18 protein-coding genes, 1 tRNA gene and 3 pseudogenes are annotated in these 24751 nt (G+C 37.5%); 12 read left to right on the top strand and 10 right to left on the bottom strand.

Annotated elements, in window-relative coordinates:
• Positions 1–435: 435 nt before the first annotated feature.
• The 5 genes and pseudogenes from ssb to FJG96_RS06585 all read left to right on the top strand — a co-directional run.
• Positions 436–873 carry a single-stranded DNA-binding protein gene (gene ssb, locus FJG96_RS06610; protein WP_139413275.1) on the top strand — a complete coding sequence of 146 codons (438 nt, stop codon included), beginning with the start codon at positions 436–438 and terminating at the stop codon, positions 871–873.
• Between the two features lie 15 nt (positions 874–888).
• Positions 889–1419 carry a hypothetical protein gene (locus FJG96_RS06605; RefSeq protein ID WP_139413274.1) on the top strand — a complete coding sequence of 177 codons (531 nt, stop codon included), beginning with the start codon at positions 889–891 and terminating at the stop codon, positions 1417–1419.
• A gap of 674 nt (positions 1420–2093) precedes the next feature.
• Complete coding sequence (locus FJG96_RS06595; protein WP_139413272.1) at positions 2094–2426, top strand: hypothetical protein; 333 nt, start codon at positions 2094–2096, stop codon at positions 2424–2426.
• A complete protein-coding gene (locus FJG96_RS06590; RefSeq protein WP_139413271.1) occupies positions 2407–3735 on the top strand; it encodes a PBSX family phage terminase large subunit in 1329 nt (442 codons plus the stop codon). Before FJG96_RS06595 ends, FJG96_RS06590 begins: the two co-directional genes overlap by 20 nt.
• A pseudogene (locus tag FJG96_RS06585) lies at positions 3720–4124 on the top strand (portal protein); the annotation flags it as partial. The gene FJG96_RS06590 and the pseudogene FJG96_RS06585, both read left to right, overlap by 16 nt.
• 1511 nt (positions 4125–5635) lie before the next feature.
• On the opposite strand, the pseudogene FJG96_RS06580 reads toward FJG96_RS06585, so the two are convergent.
• The 7 genes and pseudogenes from FJG96_RS06580 to FJG96_RS06550 form a co-directional block, all read right to left on the bottom strand.
• Positions 5636–6032 (bottom strand): annotated as a pseudogene (locus FJG96_RS06580) (hypothetical protein); the annotation flags it as partial.
• 81 nt (positions 6033–6113) lie between these two features.
• On the bottom strand, positions 6114–6881 hold the full coding sequence (locus FJG96_RS06575) for a nucleotidyltransferase family protein (protein ID WP_139413269.1): 768 nt from the start codon (positions 6879–6881) through the stop codon (positions 6114–6116).
• A 1449-nt stretch (positions 6882–8330) separates the two neighbouring features.
• Positions 8331–13295: a DEAD/DEAH box helicase gene (locus FJG96_RS06570; protein ID WP_139413268.1), complete on the bottom strand. Its 4965-nt coding sequence runs from the start codon at positions 13293–13295 to the stop codon at positions 8331–8333.
• Positions 13296–13912: 617 nt separating this feature from the next.
• Positions 13913–15489: pseudogene (locus FJG96_RS06565) on the bottom strand (YfjI family protein).
• Positions 15486–16379, bottom strand: a complete 894-nt coding sequence (locus FJG96_RS06560; protein ID WP_139413267.1) for a DUF7146 domain-containing protein — start codon at positions 16377–16379, stop codon at positions 15486–15488. The pseudogene FJG96_RS06565 and the gene FJG96_RS06560 overlap by 4 nt, the downstream one beginning before the upstream one ends.
• Before the next feature lie 99 nt (positions 16380–16478).
• Positions 16479–16679 (bottom strand): helix-turn-helix transcriptional regulator, encoded by a 201-nt coding sequence (locus FJG96_RS06555; protein ID WP_139413266.1) that lies wholly within the window; start codon positions 16677–16679, stop codon positions 16479–16481.
• A 209-nt stretch (positions 16680–16888) separates the two neighbouring features.
• The gene (locus FJG96_RS06550; RefSeq protein WP_139413265.1) at positions 16889–18055 is read right to left on the bottom strand and encodes a tyrosine-type recombinase/integrase; all 1167 of its coding nucleotides are present in this window, start codon (positions 18053–18055) and stop codon (positions 16889–16891) included.
• Between the two features lie 171 nt (positions 18056–18226).
• Here FJG96_RS06550 and FJG96_RS06545 point away from each other — a divergent pair, with 171 nt between their 5' ends.
• The 7 genes from FJG96_RS06545 (at position 18227) to FJG96_RS06510 (ending at position 22419) form a co-directional block, all read left to right on the top strand.
• Entirely contained in the window at positions 18227–20011 is a 1785-nt protein-coding gene (locus FJG96_RS06545; protein ID WP_246046909.1) for a phage major tropism determinant, read from the top strand.
• A 68-nt stretch (positions 20012–20079) separates the two neighbouring features.
• Positions 20080–20742, top strand: coding sequence for a lysozyme (locus tag FJG96_RS06540; RefSeq protein WP_139412227.1), 663 nt, complete (start codon positions 20080–20082; stop codon positions 20740–20742).
• Positions 20739–20966, top strand: a complete 228-nt coding sequence (locus FJG96_RS06535; RefSeq protein WP_139412226.1) for a hypothetical protein — start codon at positions 20739–20741, stop codon at positions 20964–20966. The genes FJG96_RS06540 and FJG96_RS06535 overlap by 4 nt, the downstream gene beginning before the upstream one ends.
• 116 nt (positions 20967–21082) lie before the next feature.
• Positions 21083–21313 (top strand): hypothetical protein, encoded by a 231-nt coding sequence (locus tag FJG96_RS09085; protein WP_139413264.1) that lies wholly within the window; start codon positions 21083–21085, stop codon positions 21311–21313.
• A gap of 102 nt (positions 21314–21415) precedes the next feature.
• Positions 21416–21661: a ribbon-helix-helix domain-containing protein gene (locus tag FJG96_RS06520; protein ID WP_139413263.1), complete on the top strand. Its 246-nt coding sequence runs from the start codon at positions 21416–21418 to the stop codon at positions 21659–21661.
• Positions 21662–21663: 2 nt separating this feature from the next.
• A complete protein-coding gene (locus FJG96_RS06515) occupies positions 21664–21933 on the top strand; it encodes a type II toxin-antitoxin system RelE/ParE family toxin (protein WP_005773399.1) in 270 nt (89 codons plus the stop codon).
• A 117-nt stretch (positions 21934–22050) separates the two neighbouring features.
• Positions 22051–22419, top strand: a complete 369-nt coding sequence (locus FJG96_RS06510; protein ID WP_139413262.1) for an XRE family transcriptional regulator — start codon at positions 22051–22053, stop codon at positions 22417–22419.
• Positions 22420–22519: 100 nt separating this feature from the next.
• Here FJG96_RS06510 and FJG96_RS06505 read toward each other — a convergent pair.
• From FJG96_RS06505 to accB, 3 genes are all read right to left on the bottom strand, one after another.
• Positions 22520–22595: transfer RNA gene (locus FJG96_RS06505), tRNA-Thr, on the bottom strand.
• Between the two features lie 193 nt (positions 22596–22788).
• Entirely contained in the window at positions 22789–24147 is a 1359-nt protein-coding gene (gene accC / locus FJG96_RS06500; protein WP_139413261.1) for an acetyl-CoA carboxylase biotin carboxylase subunit, read from the bottom strand.
• A gap of 14 nt (positions 24148–24161) precedes the next feature.
• On the bottom strand, positions 24162–24662 hold the full coding sequence (gene accB, locus FJG96_RS06495; protein WP_139413260.1) for an acetyl-CoA carboxylase biotin carboxyl carrier protein: 501 nt from the start codon (positions 24660–24662) through the stop codon (positions 24162–24164).
• Between the last annotated feature and the right edge of the window lie 89 nt (positions 24663–24751).

Below are 24751 nucleotides of genomic sequence, written 5' to 3'. Positions count from 1 at the left end.
TAAAAACCGCATCAAAATGAATTGATACGGCTTTTATAGCTAATGAATCAAATAAAATAAAATTGAAAAGAATAAGGGGAACTGAAAAATCTTTTCACTACTAAAATACATACTTTGTGTATAAACACAAGTTTATTTCAAATATTTGATGATGATTGTTCATATGATAAAGCCGCGCTCTTTATGAACGCGGCTTCTGTTTTGCGATGCGTTTCTGTTATCGTTATTCGTAAGTTTACGAACACCTCTTTTATTACACATTACGTATCAAAACACAAGCAAATAAGTAAAATAAAAACATGATTCATTCTTTAGATTCAGTTTATTAAAACCATTTTTGCTTGTAATAATATAGCATAATGTGTTATATTGTTGTTATGTATCAGTTATTTTCGTTTCTAAGTACCATTTCCCATAAAAAGGACAGCAAAGCAAATGCTTAATAAAGTGATGTTAATTGGTCATTTAGGTGCAAATCCTGAAAGCAAAACAATGCCCTCCGGTGGTGAGGTGGTCAATTTTCGAATGGCAACGTCTGAAAGCTATACAGACAAGGCAACCAATAAGAGAATAGACAAAACAGAGTGGCATTCCATTGTAGTCTTTAATCCACATCTTGCAAAAGTAGCTCTTCAGTATCTTAAGAAGGGTAGCAAAGTTTATATCGAGGGACGCTTACAAACCCGTAAATGGCAAGATAAAAACGGTAGTGAACGGTATGTAACAGAAATCGTATTGCCTCCTTACAAAGGCGAATTACAGCTTTTAGACAGCAAAAATAATGATGATCAAGAGCCGTCATCTGCTTATGCAAGCATTCACAGACCTCTTGATATGCCTACAAACTCTTTAAATGATGATGTTCCTTTTTAAATAGAAGGCGGTGTTGTGAAAAAAAACAAAAAAAGGGGACGCCCTAAAATCACAGGGCAGATAAGAGAAGCTAATGGTCGTATATCACGTGCAAAAGAACCGCGTGAGGCTGTCGATAAATTAGCTATAGAAATGCGTGCAAAGCGCTTCGGTTTAAGCTTATATGACGCAAAAAATCCAATTGTAGGGACTTACATAGGGCGGCTTTGTTTGCAAGGTGTACTCACACAAGAGCAATATGACACCGCGCAACAGTACCTACAGATAAGGAACGATTATCTATGTGCAAAAGGATTGCCAAGCGCGATTTATGACGAAATGCCGTCATCTGCTGATGATAAGGCAAGGGATAAATGGGTAAAATTTGCAACAGAGAAGTTTTTAAACACGCAAGAGGCAATAAAAGAAGCGCAACATCTTTATAGACAGTACAATCTTTATGCTGCGCTACAGTACCTTGTTATAGAAGATCAAGAATTACCACATCTTGTGAGTTCACTACGGGTGGCTCTTAATACGCTTCAGAAGCACTTTTTACAAAAGTAGATACTATCAACCCAATATATAGGGAATGGCAATAACAGATAATGCCGTCATTATTGCGAATAAACATGCAGGAATCTTTAGTCTAAATCGCCAGAGTATGTTAATTGGGAGAGACATTATGGTAACGATTACGAAGCCTATTACGAACCATTCTATTATCTTATTTCTATTAAAATAATGTTTTAAGAATTCATTATATGTTTTTTCCTCTATAGCAGTTATTGTAAATTTATCTCTAGGGAGCTCGTTTAATTCATTAGAATAAATATAATCAAGAATTTCTTCTGAAGCACAAGTAACAAAAGATGATCGATTTTGTATGTCACGGAAAACAGGAATTTTGCCATCTAGACATAGATGTTCCGAAGAAGCATTTTTTGTTGACGGTTGACTACTTACATGACCAGTGAATAAGATACTTATTATCCCGAATAAGACAATTTTCTTTAAATATGGCATTAACATTAGATTTTATCTTTTTTTATTAATTACATTTTCATCTAATATCGATTCCCTTTTAAATTATCAATATGTGTTATTTTTGTGTTGACAAAGTGTAGCAAATCGTATTTAATGACATTGCTGTACTTAGGTGTATTGTATCTAAATGAGGGTTTGGTACAGTTTAAATCCCCGCAAATGCGGGGTTTTTTATTATCTGGAGGGCGTATTTTATGACATGCGAAAATACAGAACAGGTTTTACAAGCGACAAAAAAGCCTATGCCTCCTAATGCTGGAAAAGGGCGTGTGAAAGGGGTTCAAAACAAGAATACACGTCTTCTTAAAGAGGCAATTATTAAAGCAGCTGAATTGGCAGGCAATAAGTATGGCAAGGAAGGGCTGATCTCTTATCTAAAAAAGCAAGCAGTCAAATGCCCTGCGGCTTATTTAGCGTTGCTTGGTAAGGTGTTGCCTTTGCAAGTGACGGGGGAGGATGGCGAAGCAATTAAAATGATAGGGCGTGTGGAAATAGCGCCTTTAATGAATGACGACAAGACAGATTAAGATCGTACCGAAGCTTATTCGACTTTTTGCAGGGGATGCTTTGGTTCGAGCAGCTTGGGGAGGGAGAGGGTCAGGAAAGACAAGATCATTTGCTTTGATGGCGGCTTTAAAAGGCTATCAATTTGGCATGCAAGGGATATCAGGGACTATCCTTTGTGCGCGTCAGTTTCAAAATTCGTTGGCAGAAAGTTCATTGGAGGAAATTAAGCGCGCCATTGAAGCCCATGACTTTTTAAAGGGTTATTACAAGGTAGGAGAGGCTTCAATTAAGTCGAATGATGGGCGTATAGCCTTTCAGTTTTGTGGACTAGACCGTAATATTGCAAGTATCAAGTCCATGGGGCGTATTTTACTCTGTTGGGTTGACGAGGCAGAACCAGTTACAGAGACAGCTTGGCAGACGCTTATTCCAACATTGCGTGAAGAGGGAGAGGGCTGGAGAGCCGAGTTATGGGTAACATGGAACCCATTACGGGATAATGCACCAGTTGAGAAACGATTTCGCTTTTCGGATAATGAAGCCATTAAACGTGTTGAGATCAACTGGTCCGATAATCCGAAGTTTCCCAAGATCTTGAATGAAGCGCGACTTGATGATTTGAGATCCCGCCCCGAGACCTATAAACATATATGGGAGGGGGCTTATCTTACAGCAGTTCAAGGGGCTTACTACCAAAAGGAGATGTTAGCAGCCGAGCAAGAGGGGCGGATAGGGCGTGTTGCGCGTGATCCATTGATGCAGATACGCGCCTTTTGGGATATTGGGGGAACGGGTGCTAAGGCAGATGCCACAGCGATTTGGATAGCACAGTTTGTTGGCAGAGAGATTAGAGTGCTGGATTATTACGAGGCACAAGGGCAGCCATTATCGGAACATATCGGCTGGTTACGGCAAAATGGTTATGAGAAGGCACTGATGGTTTTGCCGCATGATGGTGCGACCAGAGATCGTGTGCACAATGTGAGTTTTGAAAGTGCTCTTAAACAGGCAGGCTTTCAAACAAAAGTTGTTGCTAATCAAGGTTCTGGAGCTGTCAAGATACGTATAGAAACAGTTCGTCGTGTTTTGCCTTCTGTATGGTTTAATGAGAAGACAACCGTAGCAGGACGCAAGGCACTAAACTGGTATCATGAGAAATGGGATGAGAAGCGCGGTATTGGGTTAGGGGCAGAGCATGATTGGTCCAGTCATGGTGCTGATGCCTTTGGTCTTATGTGCATTTCATATAAACCACCCCAAGAAATACAAAAACGGAAAGCTTATAGCGGCAGAGAAGCCTATGGTAGCACGTCATGGATGGCAGAATGATGCATGATGAAGAGCATTTAGACAAAGATAGCAACATTTCAGATTTGTCGACAGAAGGTTTGTTTCGTAAACTTGTCAGTTGGTACAAAGAAGATGTTGAGCATGTGAACAAATGGCGCGAGCATGCAAGGGAGGATTTTCGTTTTTACAATGGCGATCAGTGGAATGAGGATGATTTAAAGGCATTAAAAGAGCAACGCCGCCCCGTGATGACATTTAATCGTATTGCCCCGCTGGTCAATGCGGTTGTGGGGTCAGAGCGTAATAATAAACGTGAAGTGCAGTTTATCCCCCGTCAAATAGGGAAAGCGTTGCCAAGTGAATTGCTTACAGGGGCGGCAGAATGGTTTCGGGATATGGCACAAGCCGAATATGCGGATGATGCGGCATAATATCAAAAAAAAGAATAAAGTCAATATGTTGAGTGTAATTATTTTATATGAATCCACTTAAGAATCCACACTTTTATACGTATTTAAATTGACCATTTTTGATATAGGATTGTCACGTATGAATAGATCATAAAAAGCAAATCATGATGTAAATATTATAACGCATGTGTGCATTCAAATGAAATGAAAAGCTGTTATCATTCATAACAGTTCATAAGTTTTATGATACGTTTTTATCACTCACAAATCGCATTGTTTTAAAATTTAGTCGTTTTAAATTATCGATAACGTAAATCGCATGCGTTTAAAGAATGTATGAGTTTTGCTCTTTTTTGAGCGAAACCTTAAAAGGAATAATTTTATAAGCTTATAGGTTTTTAATGCATAAAAGGATTTAAAGGTAAGATCGGTTTTATAGCCACAGTATTTTTTTACCGAGGTAGAAAATAAAGATAATGGAATTCACAATGTATGTCTTATGATGCGAAAACCTTTTAATGAATATAGTGCATGGTTAAGTTTTAAAGAACAGAACTATATTCGCTTCCATAAAAAAATGGAGGCGCATAATGCCATAAAAGTAGAATACTATATACCTTAGACATGGTATCAAAAACGTTTTAAAGGTTATAATTTAAAAATACGAAGCCAAATAAGGTCACCCCAAAATTGGGGGCAGCTATTGAAACAAAGATAAGCAAGCAAAATTCAAAACCGTTTTAACCTATAAGGCATGGGATTTTACTCATTTTTAGAAAAAACAATGCTGTTTAAAAAATGCTTAATTCTAAAGATAACGAACTCAAATTTATCTGGTTAATTTGCAAAGAATTAGGTTTTAATGAAAAGTAAAAATACGCTTATAAGAACCTCTTTAAGGGAACGTTTAAACGTTTGAAACATAAAATGAGATGATTATAAGAAACGCTTAAAACCTCTTTTTATAACAATTATAACTTAGTTATTATTTTCTCTTAAGAACGTTTCATTTATCAAAAAACAAAGATCTAGATTTCACAGCAGAGCCAATCTTAAAAGCCTTAGGTTTGATAAAAGCGTTTTGATTTATTTGATAGGTTTTGATTTTAGAAAATGGTTATTTGGAATTCACTCAACTCAATTTCGAAGTCAGTATTTTAAACATTTGAAAGAGGTATTTTGATAATGTGCTTCGTTTCAAATGAATCTCTTAAAAAAAGGGCATCACGATTAATACGTTTGAAGCCATATGAGAGTTTATAGGTTCTAAATTCACTCTCTCATTTAAATGCATGCTATCAAGATCATACCCATCATTTACGGTTCTTTTGATAAATTTTTATAAAAACAATAGAGCGCTTGCAATATGATAGGTTTTAAACAATGTATATTATGATGCTTTTATAGCTATAAAGAAGGCACCCCCCATGCCCTTCCTTATTCTGTTTTATCAATAATCTTGATAACATGATCGCTTTCATAAACTTCACAATTTTTTGGTACTAACTTTTCTTTGCTTTTTTTGGTTATTTTTGCATTGCCATAAATATTCCCATAAACATGAGCACTACCATAAACAAAAGCATGGTCATAAATTTTTGCATATTGAGAGATAAAAGCCTTACCATAAACCTCACAATTCCCATAAACTTGACCACAGACTTGAGAATAATGCCGTATTTTTGCGTTTTCATAAACACGGGCATGACCATAAACACAAGCCTCATCATACACCCAGCAATTGCCATCATGGGATAGGTTAACTTCCTTTTCAATAAAGCCACCAAGGTTGCCTTTTTTGACATCATCAAAATCTTTTAAAGCCCGAATGCGATAAAGATTTATAATATTTCGAGTAAGAGCATGTTTTATTTGTTTAATTTCATTGGTTAATTCATATTTTTTAGATACAATTGTACTGGTCATAGGTAGCTCCCTAAGTTCATATTTGTTAAATTTTTGAATGAAATGTTTAAAAGGGGCGCCCCCGCCGCGCCCGTGCTTTATTTAAGCAGCATCATTTTCATATTCGCTATCATTATCATCATAATAGCCTTCAAAATCAGCATAATATTCATCACGATAATAATCATCTTCGCTACCAAATTCAGGATATTCATTATCACAGATATCTTCATTCGCTTCTAAAAAAGCATTGCTATGTATATAAGAATTTCCAGAGATAAGAGCATCACAAATAACGGCATCATCAAAAACACGGGATTCATCACAGATATAAGCAGAGCCACTTATTTTCGCATTGCCACCGACATGAGCATCATCACAAATGACAGCATTATCGGAAATATGAGCATGATCAGTGACGCGGGCGTTATCATAAATTTGTGCATTGCCTTCAATCACAACGGCGTTGCTAGCATGTGCATTTCCAGAAAGTTTTGCATTGTCCTTTAATGTCATCCCTTCAAAAATAGCATTGCCATAAATTTGTGCATTGCCATAAACGTCTACAAAAAAGCTTTTTACTTTTGCATTTCCAAAGACGCGTGCATTTTGAAAGACACGGGCTTTATTATACACCCAGCAATTGCCATCATGTGATAGGTTATCTTCCTTTTCAATATACCCCCCGAGGTCACCTTTTTTGACATCATCAAAATCTCTTAATGCTCTAATTCGCGTTAAGAAATGACCATCTATATATTCACAGTCATCAATAAATTCGTATTTTTTTGCAGGCTCTTGTTTGTTAGCAGGTACAGTTTTATTAGCAATTTTAGAGATAACGGGGGTGTTTTTTGATATAGTTTTCATAACTAAAATCCTACATGTTTAAAAGTTTCTATTGACGACCCTATAAGGGCGCCGGGCGCTAGAAACACGGCATGTAGACCGTTGTACACTTTCCCCATAAAAGGGTATTTTATGGTGTAACAACACCCGACAAAATCACTATATATGCTTTTTATAGCATAAAAGAAAGTCAGTTTTTATAATAGGATTAGGTTTATCGCAACCTCTTCGCTACATGTTTGAGTGTTTCTATCACTTGATTATTTATATAACAAAATACGTATTTATTGTCAATTAATTTATGCACTTTTTTGATATTTTTTATGATTTTTTTAAATGCATTGTGTGTATATATTTATCATATGCTTATTAATTGCTTCTTTTGTATTATATGCTTTTAAAGCTATATTATGGTCATTCTTAAACGATTGCGTTCTTTTTTTAATCTATTATACATTTATAATATTTATAAACGCTCTCATTATGCGTATTTTTATCTTTATAACGTATCTTGTTTTTTACTAAATGGTTTTTAAGATTTCTGTTAATTTCTTTTAATAATACATTTGCAACTTAACAGCCTTTTATAAGAACTGTCTTTATAACCAATGCATTCATTTGCATTATGATTATGAAAGCTTGCTTTTTTCACGCGTGCTTTATAGCTATTATCTGCTTTATAGCCAGCGCATCATTTTTCATTTTCATAAGAAAAGTGATAAATAGGATAATTGCGATTTATAGCCTGTTATGAAAACATCTAAAGAGAGATTGATCATTATAGAGATTAGCAAAATACCTTTAGTGTATTTTTATCAATTCACTTAATAGACAATTTTTATGATTGTAGTGAGTGATTAAAACGTGCTTTATGAAAAGCATGTGATCTTTTAAAGCCTTCAAAAGACAGTTTATAATGATAAAAATGCTATCAAAATCATTATGGTTATGAGTTTTGGAGGAGTTTTGAGTTTTGACGGTTGCTGCTTTTATATAAAAAAATAGCAAAAAATAAAAACATTATATTTCAATATGTTAATATTTTACAGATCTTTAAAAAACAACCAATATTGATAATACAACCTATGAATTCAACTAATAATATACGTTTTGTAGGGGTTTTGACAATTTTTGCACCGTCAAAACCTATAAGCAAAATGAATATACATAACTCTCTTTAAACAAAGCTTTTGAAAACAATAAAGCTATCATTTGAGATTGCGATATAATCTTTTAAAGGCAATCCAAATAAATCTTATCTTGTTTAAGAGGGGATTTCTTATAAGTCTTAGAGCAATCCAAATAAGGGTGTTTAAAAGTGCAAATGTTCTTTTTTTAGAATAACGCATGATAAATTATTCTTTTTAAGATTGTAGATAATTAACTTACAAGAGAGGTATAGGTTATGATTATAAGGCTCTATACCCCTTATGATTAGCATACCCATGATGTGAGTATGCTTTATTAAGCTTATTCAGTTTCTCTAATTTCTAATTTTGGTAGGTTTTTAACGATTTTCATTGTCTCTAAACTTACAGTAATAACTCTTTGAAACAATTCTAGAGGATAGGCAGGGTTTCCAACGGTTTCAACAGCATAGCGATTGGCATCATTCACAATACCACTCTTTTTATCAGTCTTTACACATTGACGCCCCATAACCCATTCAAGAGCCGGCTTGCCATTAACAATATACTCATAAGCTTCAAGAGGTATATCCGTCATCGTTATATTGCTGTTGTAAATAACCGTCGATTTATCCTTTTTCTTACTATTTCCAAAGAATTTCATTTCAGTAACGTAATAAAATTCCTCAGGATTAGAGATATCCGTTTGTTTTGGATTGCCTTTTTTAAAGGTCACTGGATAAGGTTTCACATCTTCATAGTTGACGTGTAAATGACCCAATTCACGCCCTGCTGTAACAAATTCCCAAAAATCTTCAGCAGTTTTTACACAAGGGATACGAGGGAGTTCTTTAGAGAGGTTATCAGCATAACGGGTACGATAATCTTCCGAATGTAAAAGACCGTAAACATAATAGAATAGATCATCTTTAGTTATGGTTTCATTAGGATAAGCAGCTTTAAAATGGGCTAGTCCTTCATCTGTAATGGCATCACGCCGTTGTAAATCAGCTGTTTTGCTATTTTCTGTAGCATTTGCAAATAAATGGGATTGTTTCTCATTTTTACTTTTTGAGACTATGGTGTCTTCGTAAATATACCGTGGAAAGCATTGACCTTTATCCATTGCGTCATGATTAGGCAAAACTTTAGACATCAAAACAGAAAAATCTTTCATTGCCCCTATACCTGTAACTTGTATTACTTTGTTTTCAACAATGTTCCTCATAGGAAACATACATGGTATTTGATAGAGAGATTCATTGAAAATACGATTATAATAGAGCCATTGCCGTGTAAAAGGACGGTACAAACTTTCAGCAAGGCATGTCTCTTCAAACTCAAACATCTTTTTTTTTGTTAAATATTGTTTAAGATTAAGGCTCCAGCTTATTTTTTTAGCATCAGAATTTACGAAATCATCTACAATATTGGTATGTGTTTTACGGTCAGCATGTGCATAAACATCATTAAAGCGTTTCACTTCACTATTGTAGAAAACAATCATATTATTCATATTCTTGGATAAAGCTTCACGATCTGAGTTATATGCCCAAGCATCACGATTGGTTTTTAGACCACAAGAAAATGTTTCAAAGAGCTTTTTATCACGACCTTTTTTTACACCCATAGCTAAAAATTCTTTAAAACTATCATCACGTTGATCAAGCCAATCGCTATGTTTATCTGGTGTAATTATTTTCCAACCTTGTTTACTCCGTGTAATGCCATCAATGCTACCAAGAGACTCTATTATCGTAAGTTTCTCTTTTATCTTGAGATAATCCCCAATATCATGAAAATATATTTTACCACGCTGTTGAGATTCTGAATTTTTGACGAGAATAGAAATAGCAATAGGCGCCCGAGAACCTTCACCAAAAATTCCATCACTTTCTTTTTTGCGTTGTTCTCCAGACGTTCGTGCATTCCCCCGCAAATGGAAAATATAAAGGCTGCTAAATTCCTCAACGAGGCATTTTCTTAAACCATCCATAGAATGTCCAGTAATAAAACTCGCATTAGTAACAAAACCAATAATACCACGGTCTTTTATACGGTCACTTGCCCAACGAATGGCACGAATATAACTATCATAAAGTGCTTGTACACAAGTTGCTTTTGATTGAGCAGCATAAGTTTCTCCAATACGGTCATTCAATAGGGGATAGGGAATATTCTTTGCATTATCATTTTCACTTTTTTGTCCCACTGAATAAGGAGGATTACCCAAGATAACTTCGATATTGAGATTTTTCTGGTGTTCTAAATATTCACTGTTTTCTTTAAATAATTCTTGCAACAAGTCTTTCCTTTCAAGCATCTGAAACGTATCGGTTAAACCAATATGCTTGAAGGGAATATACTCACCTTTCATGAGACTATGATAGGTCGATTCAATGTTAATGGCTGCTATGTAATAGGCGAGTAAAACAATCTCATTAGCATGAATATCATGACGGAATTTATATTCCATATCCTCTGGTTTTATGAGATTTGATTGTAACAATCGTGTGATAAAGGTACCTGTCCCTGTAAAGGGGTCGAGAATAGAAACACCTCGTGATCCTAAGCTTTTGCCAAATTCATTGCGTAAAACATCATCAACAGAGTGAATGATAAAATCAACAACCTCAACGGGGGTATAAACAATCCCAAGCCTATCCGTGGTTTTCTTAAATGCTTTGGTAAAAAAATCTTCATAAAGCTTGATAATAAGATTTTGTCTTGCTTGGGGGGAGGTAATTCCAGAGGCACGGAATTTTACGCTGTCATAAAACTCTTGTAATTCTTTCGAGACTTGCTTGATATTGGTTTTATCCAATTCAGCTAAGATCTTTTCCATCGCTTGCGAAATGGCATTGTTTTGCACAAATTCATTGCCGTCAAACAAAGCTTCAAACACGGGACGCGTTACAAGATGTTGTCCTAACATCTCAAGCGCTTCCTCTTGCTTGATTTCGCTGTTTAAGTTGTTTTTTAGTTCTTTACAAAACCCATCAAAAGCATGATAAGCTTCACTGGTTTTATCAGAAAGTATATCTTTAAGACGATTGATATGGTTTTGTGCAATTTCAGCGACATTCCCAGCCCAGATGCCCCAATAATCCGCAAGGGTAAATTTCTTAGCCAAAAGGGTTTTAAGGGCATTGGGAAACTCTTTATAAAAGGGTAATCTTCCTGTTACGCTATGAATGTATTTTTTTGGTTCATAGGCTGCTTTTCCAATATCAAGCCCCGCGCTTTCTGGTTTCTCATAAACATGGATTTTATCTTCAACCGTCGTCATACTCTTTAAGGCTACAATCTCTAAAGTATGACTAACGTCTTGACCTAAAATCATCTGGTTAAGGGTTACCTCAAAGTTCTCATCATGGGAAAGCAAAGCATTGATCACTTGCCACACAACACTGTATCTCTTGTTGTATTTTAAAGCCTCTTCAGCAGAAATCCCAGCCGGTACCCCAACGGGTAAAATGATATAGCCTCTTTTCTTGCCCTTGGCACGGCGCATAATACGCCCCACCGCTTGTATCACATCCACTTGGCTTTTACGCGGGTGTAAAAACATAATGGCATCAAGAGCAGGGACATCAACACCTTCAGAAAGACATCTTACATTGGTGAGCACACGGCAAGTATTTTCCCCCGCATCTTCCTTTAACCAATCAAGGGCTTCATTGCGCTTCTTGGCACTTTGTGTTCCATCAATATGCGCAAAGGTACATTGAAGAGGCGGCGTCTCTTTATAGAGCTTATGAAGATCTAATAATTCTTCCTGCATGCCTTTAGAATTGAATGTGTCACAGATACGTTCAGAGGTCTTTATATCTCTACAAAAAGCCAAAGCCCGCCGCATAGGGTTGGGGTCATCACTTAAGTCAATCTTCAGATCTATTTTGCTAAGGGCTTGATAACAGCCTATGATCTTGGTTTTATCATCAAGGGTAAGTTCATAATTCTCATCGGTCATCAGATGTTGAATGGATTCACTCACTTCCTCTTCATTAACGCCTAAGACAATAATCTTATAAGGAACTAAGAGTTCATTATTAACGGCTTTAGAGAATGTATAGGTATAAAGCTCTTTTCCATAGAGTGTTTCATCATCCATAGAGGCTAGAATGCCATTCATCTCATGGGCTTGTTTTTTAGCACTATCAGCAAAGATCTTCGGGGTTGCCGTCATATATAAACGTTTTTTACCCAAAATGATGCTGTTATCGTGAACCTTCACAAACTCAGATTCATGCTTGTCTGTTCCCAATACAACCCCAGTTGTACGGTGTGCTTCATCACAAATAATCAGATCAAATTCGGGTAAATCATATTCCTTTTGCGCATCGGAAATCACTTGAATAGAATGATAGGTCGAAAAGATCACGGTCATCACATCAAGAGAGGTCTTATTGGCTTTACGGGCAAGTTCTTTTGCATCCGTTGTTGCCGGTAAGACAAGATCTGATGCATCAAGACCAGATTCATCATCATGTTTGCCTTTACGACGCTTGCCCACTTGTGTATCTGAACACACGGCAAAGGAACGCAAGGGGATTTCTGTATCCAGTGTCCATTCACGGATTGTTTGTGACATCAAAGCAAGAGAGGGCACCAAGAACAATACATGCTTGCCTTGACCTGCTATAGTTTCTGCTATCTTAAGACTTGTGAATGTTTTACCCGTCCCACATGCCATAATAAGCTTGCCACGGTCTGCTTCTTGTAAACCTTCACAAACTTTCTCAAGTGCTTCTTTTTGATGATCTAAAAGCTTTTTTTTCGGTTGTTCTTTAAGGACGGCTTGTCCTCTTTCTTTATAAGCGCCCCAATCAATTTGACTGTTTTCTAAATCAAACAGATTAATCTGTTGAATACGAACTTCTTGACCATCACAAGTGTTGTTCGCATTATCACTCCAATTGCTTTCGGTGCTATCAACTAGAATGCGACGCGTGAATATTTTCTTCCCAGAGGCAGCGATAAAACTATCAATATCTTCTTTTTTAATGATGTGAGCAGCATCATAGCATTTACATTGAATAGCCGCATAGCCTCCTTGATCACGGATTGTAGCGACCAGATCAATACCGATATCACGCCTATCTTCATCATGTTCCTCAGCCCATTCCGAATAAGTTTGAACCTTTTCGTATTCCTGCTTTTGTAAAGGGTCTTCAGACAGATAATCCTTCACAAGATTTTCAAACAGCGTTCCTAATTCACGGGGTGATTTTGCTTGTTGACGGTAGAATTCTAAGAGAGAGCGTAAAGTGACTTGTTTGTTATCAGACTTAACAGATTGAAGCATATTAAGATAAACTCCATTGGCGTATGGTATGATCAAAGATCACAAAGAAACGGAATGAAGTCTATTAAATTGATTCAAAAGAAATATCGATAACAAAATGAGAGAAAAACACACGAAAATTCATAAATTGCTTAAAATTAAATTTTATAAATGCTGCTTATAAGCAGCAAAATAGTGGAATTTGCTGTTCGTTTCACACATCATTCAAGACAAATGCACTACGTGTTTAAAAACATCAGAATGATTATTTTGATAGGTTTTATCACAAATTTTACAGAGAGGTTTTGAAGGTATAAAAATTGTCAAAACCCCCTCGAAACCTATATCATTAGTTGAATTCATAGGTTGTATTGTTAATATGGGTTGTTTTTTAGAGATCTGTAAAATACTAACACATTGAAATATATCGTTTTTATTTTTTGCTATTTTTTTATACAAAAGCAGCAACCGTCAAAACTCAAAACCCCTTCAAAACTTATAGAGATTAATTTTGGTTATTATTGACACAAGGTTTAAACGTTACTTTATAAAACAAAAACCTCAAAGATCATTCGTGATATGTTGCTACGATAAGATCTTTGAAGGTTTTAAGGATAACAAATAAAATTATCAGCGTTTCATTGTTTTATGCTGTTGCTTTTGACAAAAGGATTCCATTCATAATGTATGGTAGGTCGACCGCCTTTAGAGCTATTTTCACTTGCTATTTGACGAATATGATTGGAACGGCATAAAATTTCTAAAGATTGTTTTAGAATGGCATGATCTTTTAAATGCGTCCAACTTTTTTGATGAATATCACGTAAAGTAAAAATATCGGGTAAATGATCACAACGCTCGATAATCAACTTTGCACAATCTTCTATAGAGGCATTCCCCGCCGCATAAAGCCTTTTAACATAACTTAACAGATATTTTTTCCAACGCAAGGCTGTTTGAAGAGCATCTTTATTGATTTCAAAACGCCCCCCTTCGGTCAATTCAAAAATCAAGGCAAGGCTTGCTATGGTCTTAGGCATTTTTAAAAGATGCGATTGTAAGCTTTCAGAAAGGTTATTCCCTTTAGCTTCTTTAAAAATCTTTTGCATCCATTCACGAAAAATCTCTTGAGCATCAGCAGAAAAACGCATGACAAGCGGGTGTTCTGGAGAACCAAGGGGTTTATCATAAAGAGCATGAAACACCCCTTCATAAGCTTTCCATGCTTCTTGATTAGGGTGTCTATCAACCCATTGCCAATCTTTTGTATCATCGGGCCACACCAGCATTTGAAACCGTTGTAAAAAACCATCATTGCCTTTGCCATATAAAGCATTGCGTAAAAGGGTAGAATGCGAGAGGGTTGAATGCCCCCTATAATGGAAAGAGTTGCATTGGGAATAAAAATGGTTCCACGCCCGATACGGTCATAAGTAAATTGACCATCTCCATTAAAAGCTTCGAGATAAAAAGCACGGTCTGTTTGATATTCCTTTCTCTCTAGATTGGTTAAGAAACCAGATAATTCATCACGAACCATTAAGAGACCACGGGGGTTTTCTTTTAACAATTCCCCAAGCTTTTCTACACTCGTATCATTGACAATAAAACGAGAGCTATCATCATGGATATTGTCTTTAGAGGGGGCTTCAGACAAAAGAGCACGGGCTGTTTCAAGATCGCCTTTTTTGATCGCTTTATGGGCTTGTTTTTTCTTTTCCGATTTGTCTAAAGTTTCAAGTATCTCTTCAATTTCTTGGTTTTCTTTTTGTTTTAACCACTCTTTATACCATTGCTTTTGAAGGCGCGTGATAGGGGCTAAAGCGGCTTGCATGGTAGGTGTTTTCATGGTTGAAGGCTGTCCAATAAGAGCACCCCAAAGATTAGGAACAATTTTCCAATCATCATACTGTTTTGGCGCAATATGTACGCCATTTCCAATGAGAGCCGCGAAACCACACAAAGCAGAGACAGCAATAAAATCGAGAGGGGCTTGTTGACGGTCAGCAATATCATAAATATAGCGACTTAAGGTTAAAGGCACTTGTGCAACATGAAAAGGTTCGACGGGTAAAAGAGCCGTAGCAATGGGTTTTAATTCCCCCCAACCATTTTGTTGCAAGGCGACTTCATAAGGAATAGCTTTTAAACAAGTGTTATCGTTATCATTGACGGGGGTATTTTCATTGTTGTTTTGTAAATTACACTCTTTCATAGTTCCCTCTTTTGAGAAAGCAATACGTTATTAAAGTCCATTCCTTTTGGAGCTTGCATGATAAAGACCTCAAAGCTTTGCCTATAAGCACGTGCAGCGAGGTTGAAACCTGCTTTACGACCCGCATCATCGCCATCCATTGCGATTGTCAAATGTCCTTTTATCGGGGGTAAATTCACACGCATCATGCCATTGGTTGAAAGAGACGCCCATACATTCACGGGCTCTGATAACAACCCAGACAGAAGAGATAGACCCGTTTCAATGCCTTCACAAATAACCAGATGTTTTGGATTGCCTTGACTTAAATGCACAGCACCACCCATGACAGACCCCAACATGGCTTTGGCTGGTTTCTGATCTGTTTTGCAGCCATTGGTTTGTAAAAAGGTTCTATGAATGGCAAAGGAACCAGCCCCCTTAACAAGAGCTACCAACGCGGGCAGTGTCATTCCTAAGGGGTGTGGACATTTATCGTGAAATCGTAAATCAGCAGGCAATTCACATGTGATCCCCCGCATGCGTAAATAGGTTTCTGCTAAAGTATTTTTAATCGGTTGGCTTTGTTGCCAAATCGCTTTTGCTCTTTCTGCTTTCTGTTTTGCTCGTTTAAGATCAGCACACACCTGTTTTGAGAAAGAAAGCGTGTGATCATAAGCTTTATCAAAAAAGGCTTGTTTCCCCAGCAAGCCAATTCTTCTAAGCGCTTGTATGATCTCTTTAAAAGAGCAGCCAGCATAACAAGTGAGTAAGAGACGCCCATCATGTCCATTAGCAAGGGATAAGCTAGGCAATTGATCATCATGGGCTGGACAGCGGGCACTTCCATAACGCCCATGCCAAATCCCCCGCAAGGCATTTGTGATGCCCTGAGAATTTTCATAAAACATATTATTGTCCTGTTACTTGCGTCACAGAACGGATTTTGCTATTCATTATTTGAGTGAAAATGGAAAGCCTTGTCCGTCCTTACGTGACAAGGTTTTCTTTTATGCGACGTCGTTATAACGTTGCTGTTTTGCTTGCTCTATGACATTTAAAAGATCCGATTGTAACCAACGCGATAAGAAACCAAATTTTAAAGGTTTTGGAAGAGAGCCATTGGTGACATGACGGCGGAATGTTGAAACACTCATATGAAGCAATTTTGCACTTTCACGGTCTGTTAAAAGAATATCATTTTCTATCATAGTAAAATCCTTTCAAAAGTAAAAAATGACAACAAATCATAGGCATTTATTAAGCACATTTTTGTTCATTTTTGAAGGTATTTTATTCATAGAAAACAGTATTTTATCATACATTTTCTCATGTGATAATTTATGAGTCTTATTGAGAAAGAATGAGAGAAGAGAGAGAGCAAGTTATCCACAGATAATGGGGTTATGCACCCCATATCTTAAGATTGACCGGTGACATAAGCCGCCCATTTATCCATATAAATACGGCGCTGTTCCAAATAATCAGTACGACGATAGGCACGCTCTACTTTGCCACCTACAGTGTGACTTAGAATGGTTTCAGCGACCTCATAGGGGGCATCGGTTGTTTCAGCAAGCCAATTGCGTAAACTAGAACGAAATCCATGCGGGCAGGCTTCAAGTTTATTTTTTCTCATATACGTAGCCATACACTTCTCATCAAGGGCACCACGACCTCTAGCAGAAAAAAAGAAATCGTTGCGAGAAAGCAGGCGCGCTTGTTTCAAAATGTCTAATGCTTCAGAAGATAAAGGGACACGAAATTCTGTTGTAGCATCACGCCTTCCTTTCATATTCTCAGCAGGGATTGTCCATATATCTCCATCAACTTGATCCTTATGAATATAACGTAAAGGGCGTGTACGAACGCCTGTAAGAATAAGTAAACGCAAGGCTAGTTGTGTCATAGTTGTTTTTTGACAAAGTGTTTTATAAAAAGCCGGTACATCTTTCCAATCCATTGCTGGTCTATTTTGCGTTTTATGACGTTGTTTCCCTAAGAGCGCGCGGGCTTTTTCTGTTGCTTGTAAATCAACATCCAAACCTAAGGCAGCAGCATGTTTAAGACACAGATTAAGACGTATTAATGCTGCTTGGGCTGCTCCAGCTTTTGTATGCCAGATAGGGGCAAGGGTATTGCGTATTTCTGTTTGGGTAATCTCTGAAACGGGCAGACAGCCTAATTTAGGGAGAATGTAAAGCCGCAAAGGTGCAAACCAATTTCCATCTTTTCCATCATTTTTTAATTCAGCTTTACGGCTTTCAAAAGTATCTAAAGCAATATCTTTTAAATAATGGAGATTGCTTATTGCCTCACGCTTTTGTTTATCGCGTTCTTTAATGGGGTCACGCCCTTCACGAAGAACAGAGCGCCACCCCGTTGCCAACTCACGCGCTTGTTTTAAAGAGACATCTCTTAAAGCACCCAATCCCATTTCGCGACGGCGCCCGTGAATGGTATAACGATAAATCCATTGAGCACCCCCATCTTTACGCTTATGGAGTAACAAGCCGGCACCATCATTATATTTGCCAGCCCCCAATGTTGCGACAGACCTTGCATTAAGACGGTTCATAAGGACCATTTTTACTCCTTTCTTATACAAATTTGATCCACACACTCATCCCGCTTGTTATGTGCAAATGAGTGGTTTTGATTGATGCAAGATAAACAGATTTGAAATGAGAGAATCTTACGTTATTCGGTGTTCTCATTCAATATGAATAACGCTAGATTATCATTATAAATCAATACCTTGTTGTATTCGTATGAAACTTTTGCACCGTTAGAACAGGTTGTCAATGCAAGGCAAGAGGCAGAAAAAGCGATGGCGCGTGCGAACGGTGCGCAACAGGTTTCAGAAGAAGCTAAGAAGTTAGCCGATGAATCGAAAACGATTGCTGAACGTGCAGAACAAACAGCAAGAGATGCTTCTCAAACAGCAACAGAGACGACCCAAGTAGCCGCAACAGCGGTAGCGACGAGTCATGAAGTAAAGACAATAGCGACTCAAGCCAGTCTTAAGGCGGATGGCGCCAAACAGACAGCTGATGATGCTAAGGATATGGCGGAAGGGGCAAAAGGATTATCGGAACAGGCAACTTCTTCAGTTACAGAACTAACGAAAACAGTATCCCAAGTAGAAAAGTCAGTAGAGACAGCTTTAACAGAAGCAAGAGAAGCCAAGGAGAAATTAGAAGAAGCAAAAGGCACAGGCGAACAAGCATTGCAAACAGCTTCAGAAGCTAAGGGTTTGGCGGAATCTGCGAAAAGTGCAGCAGATAGTGTAACAGAGAAAGTAGAGCAAGCGCTAAAAGAAGCTAATGATGCGAAATCTAAAGCGGAAGGCTTAGAAACAATAGTTGATGAAGCAAAATCTACGAGTGATCAGGCAAACCAAACCGCCTCTAGCTCTAAAAATTTATCAGAAGAAGCCAAACAAGAGGCAAATCTTGCGAAGACAGCTGCGGAAGAAGCGAAAAATGCATTGACACAAGTGCAAGAGAAGGCAGAGAGTAACAGTGATAGTATTTCTAAACTTCAGGTCAATGTGAATTCTCTTTCCACTTATTTTTTAGAGAATGTACGTTTTGTACAGCCCCACAAAATTCTGGAAGCGGATCCGGCAAATAGAAAAGGTCTTGTGATCAACAACGGCGCATTTTTTCGCTTTTATCATGGTGGCGAGCATGGGGGTAGGTACCTTGTGCACCGTGTTCCAGGGCGTGGGACTATGACTTTTTCAGAAACTCTTGAAGCTGGAAAAGATTATTATATATATCTTATCCTAAAATCTGGGGATAATGATCTATCCTATGAATTTTCGACTAACCCGACAGCTCCTGATGGCTATACAGAGCATAATTCTGAAAAAATCGGTGGATTTCATACGCTTTGTGCAGATGTTGGTGAGATTGAAGATCATCCGTTATCGGGTTATCAAGCGGGGGATATTCTCCCTGAGTCTGTTTGGAGTTTAAATCACCGTCCGAGGAGTGATCCAGAGGGAATGGTTTACGATTCGTGGAAGAATATTTGGGTTGATATTTATCTTCAATCAGGGATAGGTAAAAATACGAAATCGGCATATGGTGTTCCGATTACGACTAATTATAGCTATGCGGAGCATTTAGCTGATTTTTTGTCTGTTAATAAGAGATTTTTGACGAGTGATGAGTTCTCGTCATGCATGGCTGGAAGCAATGCACAAACCAGTATCACAGGCAATCAACCGCCTTCTCCTAAGACGTCTGGAGGACACGTTGATACAGACAATAGACGCATGATATCTGATATTGGTTGTGAGGATGGATGCGGTTATGTGTGGCAATTTTTGTCTGGTTGTTATCCGGTGACTAAATGGCATACAGCGGAACAAGGAAGCAGTTTACGTGTAGACATAAATGTTATGTTGGGGGGAGGCGATTGGTCTGGTGGCTCTAACAATCATCATCTTGCGCGGAATTTTGCGTATTCTCGTTATGACAAAGATGAAAAAATAGGCGCTCGCGGATGTAGTGAGCCCTTTTATTATAATTAGTGCTAAATTGATTATAACATTATTTAATCCAGCCCCGCGTTTGTGGGGCTTTTTTTATGGAGGATCAGATGAGAAAGATATCAAAGGAAGGATTAGAGCTTATCAAACAATGGGAAGGGTTGCGTTTAGAGGCATATAGAGATGTGGCATGCATTTGGACCATTGGTTATGGTCACACCAACAATGCTGGTCAACCGTTTGTCAAAAAAGGCCTGCGTATCACACAAGAGCAAGCAGAAGAAATCCTTTGTGAAGACTTAAAGCAATTTGAGAAGACGGTTGAGGAATCGGTGAGGGTTTCGTTAACGGATAATCAATTCGCGGCATTGGTGTCGTTTTGCTATAACGTAGGAACGAAAGCTTTTTGCAAGTCAACATTGTTGAAGAAGCTTAATCAAGGGGATTATGAAGCTGTTCCTAGTGAATTACAGAAATGGAATAAAGTGGGTGGCAAGCCTTTTGTGGGATTATCCAACCGTCGAGCAGCCGAATCCGGTTTGTGGGCGAAAGGATCTTACATTGCTTCGAACTATCACAGGGTAGAAACACGTGAGGCAAGAGGACTTTTAAAGGTAGAAGCGCTAGCCCCGATTATAGGGTCTTGTTCAGGGTTTGGAGGCTTTTTGGTTGGTAATGGACCAATTCAGTGGGCGTTAGCAGGGATTATGGTTCTAGCGGCTTGTACAGGACTGGTGATTGTTGCCAAGCGGTTTAAGGAACAGCGCTTATGATTTTTTGGTTCAAAAGAAATCTGTCTTTTTTGTTAGCGGCTTTAGCCGTTTTTTTTATGGCATTAGCCAAGGCTTTTCATCTTGGAAAGAAGAGCGAACGGCAGAAGCAAAAAGAGCATACTTTTAAAATAGCAACAACCCGTTTTGAGGTGGAAAATGAAGTTAATCAAAAAACTGATGCTGGTGTGCGTTCTGCTTTGTCTCGTTGGATGCGGGGCAAATAGGACAGTTTCTTGTGTTGGTTGGTTGCCAATTTATTTGGATAAACAAGATCTCAACGCGATTAGTCCCAATTTAGCAAGAGATATATTGAAGCATAATCAACAGGGAGCACGCTTATGTGGTTGGCAAAATGAGAAGCAAGCGAAATGAGAAGGAACAAGATCTCTCAGAGACAGAACAACAGCTTCTTCATGAGATGATAGAGACGTACCAAGGCTTAAAGATGATGTCACGCATCATGAAGTGGATTGCCTTCATTGTTTTTATGTTTGTAATCGATTTCTTTCGTTTTATAGACGCGCTAGAGAATCACTTCTCACACTTTAAAAAATGGATAACCAAGAGTTAGATATTTCTTCTGTAAAAAAGAGATTGATATTAATTATAAGTTAAACTATGTTTAACTATGTTATACAATGTATAATCACTAAAATTTTAAAGAGGAGGTATTATGAGTATAAAAAGTGAACTTATAGCAGCTAAAGTAGATGTAAATTTAAAAAATGCATTTATGGCTATAGCTGAAAGAAAACACCGTCCAGCATCTCAAATTTTACGTGATCTTATTCGTATTTACGTTGAAAATAATAAAATACCTAATAAGGAAACGCTTGAAACTTTTTATAAAACCGACAGAAATGAAGATGTTTTTTATGCTAAAAATATTGCTGATTTGATGAAGCAACTGGACATCTAATTATGCGTTCAGTGAGTTATTCAGGAAAGTTTAAAAGAGATGTAAAACGGGCAAAAAAACGTGGGAAAGATATGCGAAAGCTTACAGAAGTTATGCAACTTCTAATTCATAAGCAGCAATTGCCTGCTATTTTAAATGATCACGCATTACAAGGCAATTGGAAGCCTCGTCGAGATCTTCATATAGAGGCAGATTGGTTATTAATTTATATAGTTGATGAAGAGCGAGTCCATTTTGATAGGACAGGTACGCATTCAGATTTATTTAAGTAAGAAATCGATAGTGAATTCTCAAAAAAATTCTGATTCGCATTAGCAATAATTGAGGAAAGTTTGAAAAAGATTTGTTAGAATCAGAGGAAATATTTCTTCTCTAACAGGACTTTTTATATGCTTACATCTTTTGGTAAAATTTTACGCAAAATTCGCGTTGATCATTTTGAACGACTCTTAGATATGGCTGATAAATTAGGTATATCTGTAGCATTTTTATCTTCAGTTGAGATTGGCAAAAAATCCGTACCCGTTGGTATGGAAGGCAAGATTATAGAGTTGTATGCCTTAGATCAAGAGACAGCTTCTTTGTTAAGAAAGGAAGCTGATGTTTGTCGCAAGAATTTCACAATGAAATCTTCGAATTCATTGCAACATGAAACTATTGGTACGTTCGTTAAAAACTTAGAGAATCTTTCACAACAAGACTTAACAAGATTTAAAAAATTGTTAGAGAAATTTGATAAAAAAACAGGGGTCTTATAGAGGCACGTCACAAAATCCTATTCCCTTACTTTTATTCGGGTATCCCTTACCTCTTAAAACATATATGAAATCAGTAAATTATAGGATAAGAAAAAGAGCATGGTGCCCCCAGAGAGACTCGAACTCCCGACCCCCTGATTACAAATCAGGTGCTCTACCAACTGAGCTATAAGGGCGTAACCACGTAGGAGTTAGCACAAACTTACAAAAAGGAAAACAGAAAATTATCAATTTTCGTACATATTAAAAGAAAATTATACAACAAACAAAAAATAATTAGCCTATTTTTTTTTAAAGAATGTTTACAGCAGCGTTGAAATTATCCTCACTTATAGAATCTGATGATAATCTAATATTTTCGTTCTTGAATTAAAAGTCTGAAGAAGTTTGTTGCTGAGAAAGGTATTTTTCTAGCCAGTGAATATTATAGTTACCGTTTGCAACATCTTGATTATTAATGAGATCACGAAAGAGGGGGAGTGTCGTTTTTATCCCATCGACGACAAACTCATCTAAAGCACGCCGTAAACGCATCATACACTCTAAACGGGTACGTCCATGAACAATCAGCTTTCCAATCATGCTATCATAATAAGGAGGAATCCGATAACCTGAATAAGCACCTGAATCAACACGAATTCCTAGACCGCCAGGGGTATGAAAGTGTGTAATGGTTCCAGGCGATGGGGTAAAGGTAAGAGGATCCTCTGCATTAATACGGCATTCAATGGCGTGACCAAAGAAACAAACATCATCCTGTGTCACTGAAAGTTTACAGCCTGATGCAATATGAATTTGTTCATGAACTAAATCTATACCTGTAATTGCTTCAGTTACAGGATGTTCAACTTGTAAACGCGTATTCATTTCAATAAAATAAAATTCACCATTTTCATAAAGAAATTCGACAGTACCAGCTCCACGGTATCCAAGTTGAGCACAGGCATTTGCAACAATACTACCAATCTTTTTTCTTTCAGTTTCATTAAGTGCAGGTGACGTTGCTTCTTCCCATACTTTTTGATGCCGTCGTTGAAGTGAACAATCACGTTCTCCTAAATGAATAGCATTTCCTGCACCATCACCTATGATTTGAATTTCAATATGACGGGGTTTTTCTAAATATTTTTCTATATAAACAGCGTCATCACCAAAAGCTGCTTTCGCTTCTGAACGCGTTGTTTTAAGCGCTATCGAAAATTCTTGTTCAGAATGAACAACTTTCATACCACGCCCACCACCACCGGCAGAGGCTTTGATAATAACGGGATAACCAATTTCACGAGCAGTGCGTAAAGCATCTGATTCTTCTGTGACAGCTCCATCTGAACCAGGAACAACAGGAATACCAAGTTTTTTGGCAGTTTTTTTGGCCTCAATTTTATCGCCCATAATTCGAATATGAGCAGCTGTTGGACCAATGAATGTAATATCATGAGCTTCTAAAACATCTGCAAATTTTGCATTTTCAGAAAGAAAGCCATAACCTGGATGAACTGCGTCAGCTCCTGTAATTTCACAAGCAGCTATAATTTGCTGAATACTCAAATAGGAATCGCGAGCGGGAGGAGGGCCAATACAGACACTTTCGTCAGCAAGACGAACATGCATTGCATCTGCATCAGCAGTAGAGTGAACAGCTACGGTTTTTATGCCAAGTTCTTTACATGCACGTAAAACGCGAAGAGCAATTTCTCCCCGATTAGCAATGAGGATTTTTCGAATCATAGTTGCCTCTCGCTTTATTCAACAATAATAAGTGGTTCACCAAACTCAACAGGTTGTCCATCTTTGACAAGAACAGTGGTTACTTTGCCTGAGCGTGGTGACGAAATTTGATTCATTGTTTTCATGGCTTCAATGATCAGTAACGTTTCTCCTTCAGAAACATTTTGCCCTACTTCTACAAATGGTTGAGCACCTGGTGAAGGGGCAAGATAAGCTGTGCCAACCATTGGAGAGGTTATGGCATTTTTTGATTTATCTTCTTGGGGGGATTGTATAGGAGATTCGATTGTTGGGACTGGAGAAGATGCTATAGAAAAGCTCGGAGTAGCAACAGGTGAATAAATTGCTTGTTCGGAAGAAGTAGAGGTATTTTGGCGTGAAACACAAATACGAAGTTCCCCTTGCTCAACTTCAATATTCGTTAAATTTGTGTCATTCAAAATTTCAGCAAGATCGCGAATAATTTTCGTATCAATTGCGGTATATTTTGCCGAATCTATTTTTTTTGTTGACATTTTATTTCTAACTCCTTGATCAATGAAGATCGTCATTATCTCATTTTATGACCGAACATCTCTAGATTAGGGATGATATCTTTTAAGGC

The organism is Bartonella mastomydis (genome assembly GCF_900185775.1).
In the GTDB taxonomy this organism is placed as follows: domain Bacteria; phylum Pseudomonadota; class Alphaproteobacteria; order Rhizobiales; family Rhizobiaceae; genus Bartonella; species Bartonella elizabethae.
The sequence above is the reverse complement of the archived record's forward strand: the minus strand, read 5'-3'. Positions and strand labels throughout refer to the sequence as shown.

Bases quoted from the DNA above. Each gene is read 5' to 3' on its own strand.
- FJG96_RS06590 (WP_139413271.1), top strand. From the start codon at position 2,407: ATGACGACAAGACAGATTAAGATCGTACCGAAGCTTATTCGACTTTTT.
- FJG96_RS06535 (WP_139412226.1), top strand. From the start codon at position 20,739: ATGATTTTTTGGTTCAAAAGAAATCTGTCTTTTTTGTTAGCGGCTTTA.
- FJG96_RS06510 (WP_139413262.1), top strand. From the start codon at position 22,051: ATGCTTACATCTTTTGGTAAAATTTTACGCAAAATTCGCGTTGATCAT.
- FJG96_RS06560 (WP_139413267.1), bottom strand. From the start codon at position 16,379: ATGTTTTATGAAAATTCTCAGGGCATCACAAATGCCTTGCGGGGGATT.
- FJG96_RS06595 (WP_139413272.1), top strand. From the start codon at position 2,094: ATGACATGCGAAAATACAGAACAGGTTTTACAAGCGACAAAAAAGCCT.
- FJG96_RS06575 (WP_139413269.1), bottom strand. From the start codon at position 6,881: ATGAAAACTATATCAAAAAACACCCCCGTTATCTCTAAAATTGCTAAT.
- FJG96_RS06540 (WP_139412227.1), top strand. From the start codon at position 20,080: ATGAGAAAGATATCAAAGGAAGGATTAGAGCTTATCAAACAATGGGAA.
- FJG96_RS06515 (WP_005773399.1), top strand. From the start codon at position 21,664: ATGCGTTCAGTGAGTTATTCAGGAAAGTTTAAAAGAGATGTAAAACGG.
- FJG96_RS06520 (WP_139413263.1), top strand. From the start codon at position 21,416: ATGAGTATAAAAAGTGAACTTATAGCAGCTAAAGTAGATGTAAATTTA.
- ssb (WP_139413275.1), top strand. From the start codon at position 436: ATGCTTAATAAAGTGATGTTAATTGGTCATTTAGGTGCAAATCCTGAA.
- accB (WP_139413260.1), bottom strand. From the start codon at position 24,662: ATGTCAACAAAAAAAATAGATTCGGCAAAATATACCGCAATTGATACG.
- FJG96_RS06570 (WP_139413268.1), bottom strand. From the start codon at position 13,295: ATGCTTCAATCTGTTAAGTCTGATAACAAACAAGTCACTTTACGCTCT.
- FJG96_RS06555 (WP_139413266.1), bottom strand. From the start codon at position 16,679: ATGATAGAAAATGATATTCTTTTAACAGACCGTGAAAGTGCAAAATTG.
- accC (WP_139413261.1), bottom strand. From the start codon at position 24,147: ATGATTCGAAAAATCCTCATTGCTAATCGGGGAGAAATTGCTCTTCGC.
- FJG96_RS06550 (WP_139413265.1), bottom strand. From the start codon at position 18,055: ATGGTCCTTATGAACCGTCTTAATGCAAGGTCTGTCGCAACATTGGGG.